This is a genomic window from Protaetiibacter intestinalis (genome assembly GCF_003627075.1).
In the GTDB taxonomy this organism is placed as follows: Bacteria; Actinomycetota; Actinomycetes; order Actinomycetales; family Microbacteriaceae; genus Homoserinibacter; species Homoserinibacter intestinalis.
This window is the reverse complement of sequence record NZ_CP032630.1, coordinates 2,383,720-2,396,155: the sequence shown is the minus strand read 5'-3', so window position 1 is coordinate 2,396,155 and position 12,436 is coordinate 2,383,720. Positions and strand designations below refer to the sequence as shown.

At 72.6% G+C, this 12,436-nt stretch carries 11 protein-coding genes and 1 tRNA gene; 4 read left to right on the top strand and 8 right to left on the bottom strand.

The features are described from left to right. Positions 1-3 precede the first annotated feature (3 nt). The 7 genes from rho to argS form a co-directional block, all read right to left on the bottom strand. The gene (gene rho, locus D7I47_RS11335) at positions 4-2,031 is read right to left on the bottom strand and encodes a transcription termination factor Rho (RefSeq protein ID WP_193726436.1); all 2,028 of its coding nucleotides are present in this window, start codon (positions 2,029-2,031) and stop codon (positions 4-6) included. A 77-nt stretch (positions 2,032-2,108) separates the two neighbouring features. Further along, a complete protein-coding gene (thrB, locus tag D7I47_RS11330) occupies positions 2,109-3,047 on the bottom strand; it encodes a homoserine kinase (RefSeq protein ID WP_120763151.1) in 939 nt (312 codons plus the stop codon). Beyond that, the gene (gene thrC / locus D7I47_RS11325; RefSeq protein ID WP_120763150.1) at positions 3,044-4,126 is read right to left on the bottom strand and encodes a threonine synthase; all 1,083 of its coding nucleotides are present in this window, start codon (positions 4,124-4,126) and stop codon (positions 3,044-3,046) included. The genes thrB and thrC overlap by 4 nt, the downstream gene beginning before the upstream one ends. Positions 4,127-4,170: 44 nt before the next feature. Continuing rightward, positions 4,171-5,502 carry a homoserine dehydrogenase gene (locus D7I47_RS11320; protein ID WP_120763149.1) on the bottom strand — a complete coding sequence of 444 codons (1,332 nt, stop codon included), beginning with the start codon at positions 5,500-5,502 and terminating at the stop codon, positions 4,171-4,173. Positions 5,503-5,509: 7 nt separating this feature from the next. Beyond that, positions 5,510-6,931 (bottom strand): diaminopimelate decarboxylase, encoded by a 1,422-nt coding sequence (gene lysA, locus D7I47_RS11315; protein WP_120763148.1) that lies wholly within the window; start codon positions 6,929-6,931, stop codon positions 5,510-5,512. Positions 6,932-7,049: 118 nt separating this feature from the next. Further along, complete coding sequence (locus tag D7I47_RS11310) at positions 7,050-7,841, bottom strand: LmeA family phospholipid-binding protein (protein ID WP_157981713.1); 792 nt, start codon at positions 7,839-7,841, stop codon at positions 7,050-7,052. A gap of 1 nt (position 7,842) precedes the next feature. Continuing rightward, positions 7,843-9,504: an arginine--tRNA ligase gene (argS, locus tag D7I47_RS11305; protein ID WP_120763146.1), complete on the bottom strand. Its 1,662-nt coding sequence runs from the start codon at positions 9,502-9,504 to the stop codon at positions 7,843-7,845. Between the two features lie 33 nt (positions 9,505-9,537). Between argS and D7I47_RS11300 the strand changes: the two genes are divergently transcribed. Continuing rightward, a complete protein-coding gene (locus tag D7I47_RS11300; protein WP_120763145.1) occupies positions 9,538-10,128 on the top strand; it encodes an arginyl-tRNA synthetase in 591 nt (196 codons plus the stop codon). An 11-nt stretch (positions 10,129-10,139) separates the two neighbouring features. On the opposite strand, the gene D7I47_RS11295 is transcribed toward D7I47_RS11300, so the two are convergent. Further along, positions 10,140-10,940: a transglutaminase-like domain-containing protein gene (locus D7I47_RS11295; protein ID WP_227000648.1), complete on the bottom strand. Its 801-nt coding sequence runs from the start codon at positions 10,938-10,940 to the stop codon at positions 10,140-10,142. 57 nt (positions 10,941-10,997) lie between these two features. Here D7I47_RS11295 and D7I47_RS11290 point away from each other — a divergent pair. The 3 genes from D7I47_RS11290 (at position 10,998) to D7I47_RS11280 (ending at position 12,434) form a co-directional block, all read left to right on the top strand. Continuing rightward, positions 10,998-11,070 (top strand) — tRNA-Arg (locus D7I47_RS11290). A gap of 58 nt (positions 11,071-11,128) precedes the next feature. Continuing rightward, complete coding sequence (locus tag D7I47_RS11285) at positions 11,129-11,743, top strand: SigE family RNA polymerase sigma factor (protein WP_120763144.1); 615 nt, start codon at positions 11,129-11,131, stop codon at positions 11,741-11,743. Then, complete coding sequence (locus tag D7I47_RS11280; protein WP_120763143.1) at positions 11,727-12,434, top strand: hypothetical protein; 708 nt, start codon at positions 11,727-11,729, stop codon at positions 12,432-12,434. Before D7I47_RS11285 ends, D7I47_RS11280 begins: the two co-directional genes overlap by 17 nt. Positions 12,435-12,436: the final 2 nt, after the last annotated feature.

The window sequence follows — 12,436 nt, the reverse complement described above, 5'->3', positions numbered from 1 at the left end:
GCCTCAGCCCTTGTGGTGGGCCGCGCCGCCGTTGCCGTTGCCGCCGCCCGCGGGGAGCGACTGCTGGATCTGCACGAGGAACTCGGTGTTGGAACCGGTCTCCTTGAGCTTGGACAACACGACCTCGAGCTGCTGCTGCAGTTCGAGTCCGGCGAGCGCGCGACGCAGACGCCAGGTGATCTTGACCTCGTCGGCCGAGAGCAGCTCCTCCTCGCGGCGGGTGCTCGAGGCGTAGATGTCGACCGCCGGGAAGATGCGCTTGTCGGCGAGGGCGCGCGAGAGCCGCAGCTCCATGTTGCCGGTGCCCTTGAACTCCTCGAAGATGACCTCGTCCATCTTGGAGCCGGTCTCGACGAGCGCCGTCGCGAGGATGGTCAGCGAACCGCCGCCCTCGATGTTGCGCGCCGCGCCGAAGAAGCGCTTCGGCGGGTAGAGGGCCGAGGCGTCGACGCCGCCGGAGAGGATGCGCCCGGAGGCCGGCGAGGCCAGGTTGTAGGCGCGGCCGAGGCGGGTGATCGAGTCGAGCAGCACGACGACGTCGTTGCCGAGCTCGACGAGGCGCTTCGCGCGCTCGATCGCGAGCTCCGCGACCGTGGTGTGGTCCTCGGCGGGACGGTCGAAGGTCGAGGCGATGACCTCGCCCTTCACCGAGCGCTGCATGTCGGTGACCTCTTCGGGCCGCTCGTCCACGAGCACCACCATGATGTGGACCTCGGGGTTGTTGACCGCGATGGCCTTGGCGATGGCCTGCAGGATGAGCGTCTTGCCCGCCTTCGGGGGCGCGACGATGAGGCCGCGCTGGCCCTTGCCGATCGGCGCGATGAGGTCGATGATGCGCGTCGAGAGCTTCTCAGGGCTCGTCTCGAGGCGCAGGCGCTCGTTCGGGTAGATCGGGGTGAGCTTGCCGAAGTCGACGCGGTCCGCGGCCTCGTCGACGGTCTGGCCGTTGACGGAGTCGATCTTCACGATCGCGTTGTACTTCTGGCGACCGCTGCCCTGCTCGCCGTCGCGCGGCTGGCGGATGGCGCCGACCACGGCGTCGCCCTTGCGCAGGTTGTACTTCTTCACCTGGCCGAGCGAGACGTAGACGTCGCTCGGGCCGGGGAGGTAGCCGGTGGTGCGCACGAAGGCGTAGTTGTCGAGCACGTCGAGGATGCCGGCGATCGGGATGAGCACGTCGTCGTCGGAGATCTCCGGGTCGAGCTCGTCGACGACCCCGCCGCGGCCCCCGCGCTTGCGGTCGCGGTAGCGGCCTCGGCCCCGACCGTCGCCCTCCTGGCCGCCCTGGTTCTGGCCCTGCTGGCCGCCCTGCGACTTCTCGGCGGGCTGCTCGGCGTCGCCCTCGGCGGCGGAGCCGCCCTGGTTCTGGCCCTGCTGACCCTGGTTCTGGGCGCCCTGCCCGCGGCCTCCGCGGCGGTTGCGGCTGCGACGGCTCGGCTGGGCCTCGCCCTCGGCCTCACCCTCGGCCTCGGCGGCCGGGATGAGCTTGTCGAGCTCGAGTCCGAGCTCGGCCTGGGCGGCGTGCTGGGCGGCGCTGCGGCGCGGCTGCTCCGTCGCGGTCACGGTCGGCAGGACGGCGGCGATCGCCGCGGCGTCGGCGGAGGCGGCGCTCGCGCGACGCGAGCCGCGGCGGGCGGGGGCGACGGGCGCCTCAGCGGCCGGCTCCTCAGCGGCGGGCTCCTCGACGGGCGCCTGCTCCTCGGAGACCGGCGCCTCCTCGGCGGGGGCTGCCTCCTCGCTCGTCGCACCCTCCTCGGGTGCGGGGGTCTCCTCGACGGGTGCCTCCGCGGGGGCGTCCTCGACGGGTGCGCCCTCGGTCTCGGAAAGGTCGGAGAGAGTGGTCACGAGATCTCCTTTTCGCATCTGGGAAACGCCGGTGATGCCGCGTGCGGCGGCGAGAGCCTGGAGCTCCGCGAGCCGCAGCCGGCTCAGCGCGGCGCGGTTCCCCGCGCCATCGGCGGGGATGGTGGTGTCGGTCACGACTGGATCGTCCTTTCGACCCGGGCACAGAACTTCCCGGGTGGGGGGCATCGCCGGTTGCGGTCGGGTTGCACGGATGCGCAGAACTGCGGTTGGCGAGTGCCGGTGAGATGCACCCTCGCGCCGGGTTACGCCGCGGCGTCGTCCGAGTGCAGCACCACTGTAGCACCCCGGAAGTCGACGGCGAGCATCCGGCAGTCCCACTCCGACTCGGCGTGCTCGGCGATGAGCTCCGCCGCGCGCAGCCGCTGCGAGGGGTCGCTGCCGAGCACCAGGATCGAGGGACCGGCCCCGGAGACGACGGCCGCGAGGCCCTCGGCGCGGAGCATCTGGATGAGGGCGTGGGTCTGCGGCATCGCGCTCGCCCGGTAGTTCTGGTGCAGCTTGTCCTCGGTCGCGGCGAGCAGCAGCTCCGGGCTCTGGACGAGCGCCGCGATGAGCAGCGCGGAGCGCGAGACGTTGAAGATGGCGTCCTCGTGCGGCACCGACTCGGGCTGCAGGCTGCGGGCGAGCGCCGTCGACATCGTGAGCTCGACCGGCACGGCGACGAGAGGGCTCACCCCGCGGTGCACCATGAGCTTCTTGAAGCGTGGCCCCTCGGGGGTGACCCAGGTGATCGTGAGCCCGCCGAACAGCGCCGGGGCGACGTTGTCGGGGTGCCCCTCGAGCTCGGTCGCGAGCTTCAGCAGGAGCTCCTCGTCGAACTCGACGACGCCCTCGAGCAGCCCCTTGGCCGCCATGATCCCCGAGACGATCGCGGCACCGGAGGATCCCATCCCCCGGCCGTGCGGGATGGCGTTGTGGGCGACGAGCTCGAGGCCCGGCAGCTCCTGGCCCACCGCGGCGAAGGTGTGCGCGATCGAGCGCACCACGAGGTTGCTCTCGTCGGTGGGCACCTCGCCCTCGCCGACCCCGATGACCTGCACGGTCGCGCCCGGCTGCTCGCGCACCGTCACCTGCAGCTCGTCGTAGACGGCGAGCGCCATGCCGAGGGTGTCGAACCCCGGTCCGAGGTTCGCCGTCGTCGCGGGAACCCGCACCGTCACGGCGCGCCCGAGGAGGCTCATGCAGCGCCCTGCGCGAGGCCCAGCACGCCGGCGATCTCGGCGACGTCGACACCGACGCTCGTCGGCTGCACGTCGGATCCGTCGGCCGTCTTGAGCGCCCACTGCGGGTCCTTGAGGCCGTGGCCGGTGACCGTCAGCACGATCGTCGCATCCTTCGGGATCGCACCGGCCTCCGCGCGGTCGAGCAGACCCGCGACGCTCGCGGCCGAACCCGGCTCGACGAAGATGCCGACCTCGCTCGAGAGGATGCGGTGCGCCTCGAGGATCTTGGCGTCGCTGATCGCCCCGAAGTAGCCGTCGGTCTCGTCGCGCGCGGTGAGCGCGAGCTCCCAGGAGGCGGGGTTGCCGATGCGGATCGCGGAGGCGATGGTCTCCGGGTTGCGCACGATCTCGCCCCGCACGATGGGGGCCGATCCCTCCGCCTGGAAGCCGAACATCCGCGGGCGCTTCGTCGTGACGCCGCGCTCGGCCTCCTCCTTGTAGCCCCGCGTGTAGGCGGTGTAGTTGCCGGCGTTGCCGACCGGGATGAAGTGGAAGTCGGGGGCGTCGCCGAGCACCTCGACGACCTCGAAGGCCGCCGTCTTCTGCCCCTCGATGCGGTCGTTGTTGACCGAGTTCACGAGGTGGACGGGGTAGTTGGCGGCGAGGTCGCGCGCGATGTCGAGACAGTCGTCGAAGTTGCCGCGCACCTGCAGCAGCTCGGCGCCGTGGGCGATCGCCTGGGCGAGCTTGCCCATGGCGATCTTGCCCTCCGGCACGAGCACGGCCGCGGTGATGCCCGCGTGGGTCGCGTAGGCGGCCGCCGAGGCCGAGGTGTTGCCGGTCGAGGCGCAGATGATCGCCTTCGCGCCGTGCTCGACGGCCTTCGAGACGGCCATCGTCATGCCACGGTCCTTGAACGAGCCGGTGGGGTTCATGCCCTCGAACTTGACCCACACCTTCGCGCCCGTGCGCGCCGACAGCGCGGCGGCGGGGATGAGCGGGGTGCCTCCCTCGCCGAGGGTGATGACGGGGGTCGCCTCGGAGACGTCGAGTCGGTCCGCGTACTCGCGGAGGACGCCGCGCCACTGGTGTGCCATGTATTCCCTACTGTCTGACTCTCTCGTCGGCTCCCTCGAGCCGGCTACAGGCCCTCGACCCGCAGCACGCTCTCGACGCGCTCGACGACGGGGCTGTCGGCGAGGGCGGCGACCGTGTCCGCGAGGGCGGCCTCGGTGGCCCGGTGCGTGCCGATCACCAGCGTAGCGCCGCCGGGCTCGTCGCCCGGACCGCCGGAGACGGGGGCGGGGACGCTCTGCTGCACCGCCTCGACCGAGACGCCGTGCTCGCTGAACAGGGTCGCGATCTGGGCGAGCACGCCCGGGCGGTCGTACACGCTGAGGGTGATCTGGTAGCGCGTGACGACGGAGCTGATCGGCAGGATCGGCAGGTCGGCCTGTGTCGACTCCGCGACGCCCGGGCCGCCGACGACGTGGCGGCGCGCCGCGGACACGAGGTCGCCGAGCACGGCGGATGCGGTCTGGACACCGCCCGCGCCCGCGCCGTAGAACATGAGGTCGCCGGCGGCCTCCGCCTCGACGAACACGGCGTTGTTGGCGCCGTGCACGGCGGCGAGCGGGTGGCTCGCCGGCACGAGCGCGGGGTGCACGCGGGCGCTCACGCCGTCGACGCCCGTCTCCGGGTCGGTGAGCCGCTCGCACACGGCGAGCAGCTTGATGACGTAGCCCGAGCGCTGCGCCGAGCGCACCTGCTCGTGGGTGATGCCCGTGATGCCCTCGCGGTGCACCTCGTCGACGGGCACGATCGTGTGGAAGGCGAGGCTCGCGAGGATCGACGCCTTCTGCGCGGCGTCGTAGCCCTCGATGTCGGCCGTGGGGTCCGCCTCGGCGTAGCCGAGCTCGGTGGCCACGGCGAGGGCCGACTCGAGGCTGTCGCCCTGGCGGTCCATGCGGTCGAGGATGTAGTTCGTCGTGCCGTTGACGATGCCGAGGATGCGCCGCACCCGGTCGCCCGCGAGGCTGTCGCGCAGCGGGCGGATGATGGGGATCGCGCCGCCGACCGCGGCCTCGTAGTACAGCTGGGCGCCCACCTGCTCGGCGATCGCGAAGAGCTCGGGGCCGTGGGTCGCCAGCAGCGCCTTGTTCGCGGTGATGACGTCGGCACCCGAGGTGAGGGCGAGCTCGATGTACTCGCGGGCGGGCTCGATGCCGCCCATCACCTCGATGACGATGTCGGCGCCCAGGATGAGCGAGCGCGCATCCGTCGTGAACAGCTCGCGCGGCAGCTCGGCCGTGCGCGGCGCGTCGAGGTCGCGCACGGCGATGCCGACCACCTCGAGGCCGGCGCCGACACGACCGGCGAGCTCCTCGCCGTGTTCGAGCAGGAGGGCGGCGACCTGGGCTCCGACGGAGCCTGCGCCGAGGATGGCGATGCGGAGGTTGCGGTATTCGATCATGGAAGGCTCACGGTCGGGTGGAGTGGTCGATGTCCTCGGCGCTCGAGCTGTAGCCGGAGTCGCGACGCAGCAGGTCGAACTCCGTCTCGCGGCGCACGAGCACGCGGCTGCGCCCGTCGCGCACGGCGACGACCGCGGGACGGCCGAGGTAGTTGTAGTTGCTGGAGAGCGACCAGCAGTAGGCGCCCGTCGCGGGCACCGCGAGCAGGTCGCCCGGGCGCACGTCGCCCGGCAGGTAGTCGGCCTGCACGACGATGTCGCCCGACTCGCAGTGCTTCCCGGCGATCCGCACGAGCGCGGGGTCGGCATCCGAGACGCGGTTCGCGATGCGCACGGAGTAGTCGGCCTTGTAGAGGGCGGTGCGCAGGTTGTCGCTCATGCCACCGTCGACGCTCACGTAGCGGCGCACCGCGGTGTCGTCGACCGTCACGTCCTTGACGGTGCCGACCTCGTACAGGGTGACGCCCGCCGGCCCGATGATGGCGCGCCCCGGCTCGATCGCGATCGCGGGCACCGGGATGCCGAGCCGTGCGCACTCCGAGCCCACCACCTCTGCGAGCTCCGTCGCGAGACGCTCGATGGGGGCCACCTCGTCGGCGCCCGTGTAGGCGATGCCGAAGCCCCCGCCGAGGTTCAGCTCGGGCACCTCGCCGCCTTCGAGGAGCGTCGCGTGCACCTCGAGCAGCCGACGCGCGGCCTCCGCGAAACCGGCGGACTCGAAGATCTGCGAGCCGATGTGGGAGTGCAGGCCCAGGAACCTCAGGCTCGGCTGGGCGCGGATCGCGGCGACGGCGGCTGCGGCGTCGGCGAGCGGGATGCCGAACTTCTGGTCCTCGCGGGCGGTCGCGAGGTACTCGTGGGTGGAGGCGTGCACGCCGCTGTTGATGCGCAGCCGCACGTTCTGCACGCGCCCGTGACGGGTGGCGGCCTGGGCGACACGGTCGATCTCGACGACGCTGTCGAGAACGATCGCGCCCACGCCGAGCTCGACCGCCTGGTCGATCTCGGCGAGGCTCTTGTTGTTGCCGTGGAACCCGAGCCGGTGCGGGTCGATGTCGGCCGCGAGCGCGACGGCGAGCTCTCCCCCGCTGCACACGTCGAGGTTGAGGCCGTCGTCGACCATCCAGCGCGCCACCTCGATCGTGAGGAACGCCTTGCCCGCGTAGTAGACGGTCGTGCGCGCGCCGCTCGACGCGAAGGCGTCGGCGAAGGCGTCGCGGATGCGCGCGGCCCGGTCGCGGGCGGCTTCCTCGTCGACGACGTAGAGCGGGGTGCCGTAGGCGGCGTGCAGCGCGGGCGCGGTGACACCCGCGATGCGCAGCGCCCCGGAGCCCGCGCGGTCGGCGTTCGCCGGCCAGACGGCGGGCGCGAGGGCGTTCGCGTCGTCCGGATGGGCGAGCCACCCGGGTGCGAGCGGATTGACGGTCACGGGAATCCCCACAGAGGTCGTCGTCGGAACGATGAGAGTGAGGCGAGCGGACCCGGCTTGGCCCCTGAAGCCGCCGTCAGTCTAGCGGGGTGCACATGCCCACGTGGATGCACGGGGCTCAGGAGGCGGGGCAGGTGCCCTTCGTGTCGTAGTCGGCGAGCGGTGCGCCGGAGCCGTCGAGCACGACCCGCAGGGTGCCGCCCACGACATCCGCGTCCGCGAGGGTGAGCGCGTCCGGCAGCCGGTCGGCGATGCAGACGCTGCGCTGCTGCAGCACGGTTCCCGCGATCGCGCCCCACACCGGGTCGCCCGTGAGGGCCGCCGTGTCGAGCTGCTGGTCGCCGATGCGGATGCTCGTCACGGTGAAGGCGATCGCCCCGTCGGCCACGCCCGGCGTGAGCCCGAGGCCGAGCGGCAGCGAGAGGCCGAACACGGAGACGGTGCCGTCGGCCACGATCTCCGGCTCGGCGAGCGTCACCGAGTCGATGGGCACGCCGCTCAGCTCGGAGGAGATGCCCTGCAGGGCTGCCTCCGGGATCGTGAAGCTCGCCGTGAGCGCCCGCGTGGGCTGCGCCGGGTCGATCGGCACCCCCTCGGCGTCGATGGCGAGGTCACCCGAGAGCGGCCCGAGCCCGAGGGCGTCGACACGGATGCCGACCTCGTCGATGCTGCCGCCGAGTGCCTGCAGCAGGATCGATCCGCCGCCGAGGTCCACCTCGACGGGGGTGCCCGCGGGCACGTCGAGCGCATCCGCGACGCGGTCGGCGATCAGGTCCTCCGCGTAGCCGCGCGCGAGCAGATCGACCGCGACGGCGGCGCCCGCCACGAGCAGCACGATGCCGCCGAGCACCCACGGCCACGCGCGGCGCCTCCGGGGAAGCGGCGCGGGGCTCGTGACCCCTGCGGTCACGTCACATCCGCTCGGGTGCCGAGACGCCGAGCAGCGCGAGGCCGTTGCGCAGCACCTGGCCGGTGGCGTCGTTGAGGGTGAGGCGCGCACGGTGCACGTCCTCGACGGGGGCGTCGCCGAGCGGGATGACGCGGCAGGCGCCGTACCAGCGGTGGTACGAGCCGGCGAGCTCCTCGAGGTAGCGGGCCACCCGGTGCGGCTCGCGCAGCTCGGCCGCCTGCAGCACGATCCGCGGGAACTCGGCGAGGGCGCCGAGCAGCTCGCTCTCGGTCTCGTGCACGAGCAGCGCCGGATCGAACCCGGTGCGCTCGACACCGGCGGTCGCCGCGTTGCGGGCGACGGCGCGGGTGCGGGACTGCGCGTACTGCACGTAGAAGACCGGGTTGTCGTTGGTCTTCTTGGCGAGCAGGTCGAGGTCGATGTCGATGTTGGAGTCGATCGAGCTGCGCACGAGCGCGTACCGCGCCGCGTCGACGCCCACGGCATCCACGAGGTCCTCCATCGTGACGACGGTGCCGGCGCGCTTGGACATGCGCATCGGCTCGCCGCCGCGCACGAGGTTCACGAGCTGCCCGATGAGGATCTCGTGGTTGACGTACGGCACGTCGCCGAAGGCGGCCGTCATCGCCATGAGGCGCTGCACGTAGCCGTGGTGGTCGGCGCCCAGCATGATGAGGCAGCGGTCGAATCCGCGTTCGCGCTTGTCGAGGTAGTAGGCGAGGTCGCCCGAGATGTAGGCGGGCTCGCCATCCGACTTGATGACGACGCGGTCCTTGTCGTCGCCGAACTCGGTCGTGCGCAGCCAGGTGGCGCCGTCGGCCTCGTAGATGTGACCGAGTTCGCGCAGTCGCGCGACGGCCCGCTCGACCGCGCCGGATTCGTGCAACGAGTTCTCGTGGAAGTAGACGTCGAAGTCGACCCCGAAGTCGTGCAGGCTCGCCTTGATCTCGCCGAACATCTGGGTGACGCCGAGCTCGCGGAACACCTCCTGCTGCTCGGCGCGGCTGAGCGCGGAGAGGTCGCCCGGGTAGTCCGCCTCGACGCGCGCCGCGATGTCGAGGATGTAGCTGCCGCCGTAGCCGTCCTCGGGGGCCGGCTCGCCGAGGTGGGCCGCGAGCAGCGAGCGCGCGAAGCGGTCGATCTGCGCGCCGTGGTCGTTGAAGTAGTACTCGCGGGTGACCTCGCCACCCTGCGCCTCGAACAGCCGCGCGAGGCTGTCGCCGACCGCCGCCCAGCGGGTGCCGCCGATGTGGATGGGGCCGGTCGGGTTGGCGGACACGAACTCGAGGTCGATGCGCACGCCGGCATACAGTTCGCCGCGCCCGTACGCCTCCCCCGCCTCGAGGATCCGCTCGGCGAGCACGCCGGCGGCGGCCGCGTCGAGGGTGATGTTGAGGAAGCCGGGTCCGGCCACGTCGGCCGCGGCGACGCCGTCGACCTCGCGCAGCGCCGCGACGAGCTGCTCGGCGAACTCGCGAGGCGGTACGCCGAGGCGCTTGCCGAGCTTGAGGGCGGCGTTGGACGCCCAGTCGCCGTGCTCGCGGTTGCGGGGCCGTTCGAGCGCGGCGTCCTCCGGCGCGATCGTGTCGGGGTCGGTCCCGCGCTCGGCGGCGGCCCTGCGGACGATCTCGAGCAGGACGGCGGCGAGTTCGGCGGGGTTCACGAGGTTCGATCCTATCCGGGTGAGAATGGGGGAATGCCGCGCCGCTCCCCCGTCACCGTGCTGTCCGCATCCGCGCTCCTCACCGCCGCGCTCCTGCTGACGGGGTGCACGACCCCGGAGCCCGCCCCCGTCACCGACCCGCCGACGCCGAGCGACACCCCCACCCCCACCCCGGAGCCGACCGAGACGACGGCCCCGCCGCAGTCGAGCCCCGTCGAGGTGCCGTGCGACACGCTCGTGAGCGCGCAGGCGATGTACGACTTCAACCCGAACTTCAGCCTGCTCGACTCGTGGACGCCGGATGCCTCCTCGGCCGCCGCGCACGCGCTCGCCGACGAGGGCACCGCCTGCCGCTGGCAGAACGACACGAGCGGCGAGACGATCGACGTGTCGGTCGCCTCCTACGACGCGGCGACCCTCGAGCAACTCGCGAACGAGGCGTACTCGTCGAGCACGATGGTGCCGACCTACGACGCCGACGAGGCGTACTTCGCGGTCACCGCCGGCGTCGGCGAGGCGATCGTCTTCGACCGCGACTACTGGGTCGTCGTGCGTTCGAGCTACTTCCTCGAGCCGGGCGACGCCGAGCCGATCGTCTCGGCCGTGCTGACCGCGCTGCCCTGAGCGGCCCTCGCTCAGCCGAGTTCGACGGGCTCGTCGGGATCGTCCGCGAACACGGTGTCGGCGCGCGCGTCGATCGACATCGTGAGCAGTTCGACGTCGGCGAGGGTGTTGGTCTCGAACGCGGTGTCGGTCGCGTCGCGGCCCGTCGCGATGCGGACGAGGCCGGTGCGCGGCGCGAGGCGTGTCGCGTCGACGACGACCCACCTGCCCTCGACGAGCACCTCGACGACGGCGTGCAGGTCCATGGGGTCCAGCTGCGGCGCGTACACCGACACGATCCGGGCCGGATGGTCGAGGGCGCGCAGCAGCGCCGCCGTGAGGTGCGCGTAGTCGCGGCAGACACCCGCACCCACCTCGAGCGTCTCGACGGCACCCCCGGTCGGTGAGGTGGCGTCCGGCCGGTACTCGAGCCGGTCGTGCACCCACTCGCCGACCGCGCGGGCGAGCGGCCACCCCTCGAGCCCGCCGAAGGTGTCGCGGGCGAACGGGGTGAGGGTGTCCGACTGCACGTAGCGGCTCGGCCGCAGGTACACGACCGCGTCGACGGCGTCGACGGGGGCCGGCTCCGCGCGCCCGACGACCGTCGCCGTGTAGTCGAGTTGCAGGATGCCGGGGGTCGTCTCGAACAGCGACAGCCGCGTGCCGTGCCCCTCGGTGAGCGGACGCGGCTCCACCGGCTCGCCGTCGAGGGCCACCCGCAGGGTCTCGACGGTCGTGGGCACCCCCTCGGCGACGGCCACCGCGAGCACGAAGGCGGTCGGGTCGGACACCTCGAACACGAGGCTCGTGCACACCTCCCGCCGGGGCGTCACGGGCGCCGGCAGGTCGCGGAGGGGGCGTGGTCCATGCTGCTAACCTAGGTCAGTCCCGCCCTTGTAGCTCAGTGGATAGAGCGCTTCCCTCCGGAGGAAGAAGTCGCACGTTCGAATCGTGTCAAGGGCACCCTCTCCCCAACGTTCTCCCTCGAACCTCCGTCTGATCAGATAGAGGGGAGGAATCCGTGGCACGCACATCCGGCTGGGAGCAGGTCGTCGCCGAGCTCGTCGCCGAGCGCGGGGATGCGCTGCTGCGCTACGCGCGGCTGCTGACCGGCAGTCCGGATGACGCCGCCGACCTCGTGCAGGACGCCCTCGTGCGCACCTTCGGCCGCCTCCGCAACGGTTTCAGCGTCGAATCGGCCGAGGCCTACGTGCGCCGCGCCATCCTCAACGCCTCCCTCGACCACGGCCGGCGCGTGACCCTGTGGCGGCGGATCGCGCCCGCCCAGTACCAGCCCGACGAGCTGCCCCCCGCGGACGGCGCGATCGAGCTGCGGCTCGACGTGCACGAGGAACTCCAGAAGCTCACCCCGCGCGAGCGCGCCTGCCTCGTGCTGCGCTACTACGACGACCTCAAGGTCGACGACATCGCCGCGACGCTCGGCATCAGCTCGGGTGCCGTCAAGCGCTACCTGAGCGACGGCCTCGCCAAGATGGCGATCGCGCTCGCCGACGACGGCACCGCGGAGGGGCGGCTCGGTCCGGGCGGCGCCCGCCCCGGCACCGGCACGACGCCGCTGCGGCGCCCCGCGTCCGCGCCCGACCCGAAGGAGGGCGACCGTGCCCGACGAAGCTGAACTGCGCGCCATGCTGCGGGGCGACGGCGGCGAGGAGTCGCGTCTCGACGTCGACGCCGTCATCCGCCGCGCCCGCGCGCGCCGTCGTCCGCGCCAGGCCGCGGCGGGCCTGATCGTCGGTCTCGCGGCCGTCGCCGTCGTCGTGCCGGTCGGGTACGGCGTGGGCGCGATGCGTCCGATGGGCGCGAGCGACGAAGCCGGATCCGCCGCGGCTCCCGACGCCGCCGACGGTGCGGGGCAGGAGTTCGACGCCCGCTCCACGCAGGAGGGCACGCCCTACCCCGGGATCACGGTGTCGTGCCTGCCGCCGCTCTGGAGCGGTGAGGAGCTGACGACTGCGACGCTCACGATCACGCAGGAGGTCTCGGGAGGGGACGTCGCGCTGATGCTCGCGAACGGGGGCGACGACGAGCTGCGCGGCGTGCTCGCCTCGGCCCCCACGCTGCTGCTGTCGTCGGACGGCGTCGTCGTGGGCTGGTCGACGGGCGGTGAGGATGCCGCGGACGTGGCACTCGCACCCGGCGACGTGCGGGAGTTCGACGCGCCGCTCGACGCCGTCGACTGCACCGGCGCACCCCTCGCCGCGGGCGGCTACGACGCGGGCGCGGTGCTCGCGATCCGCCGCGACGACGGCACGATCGCGTTCGCCACTTCCGCGTTCACCCCGATCACCGTCACCTCCGCGCAATAGGA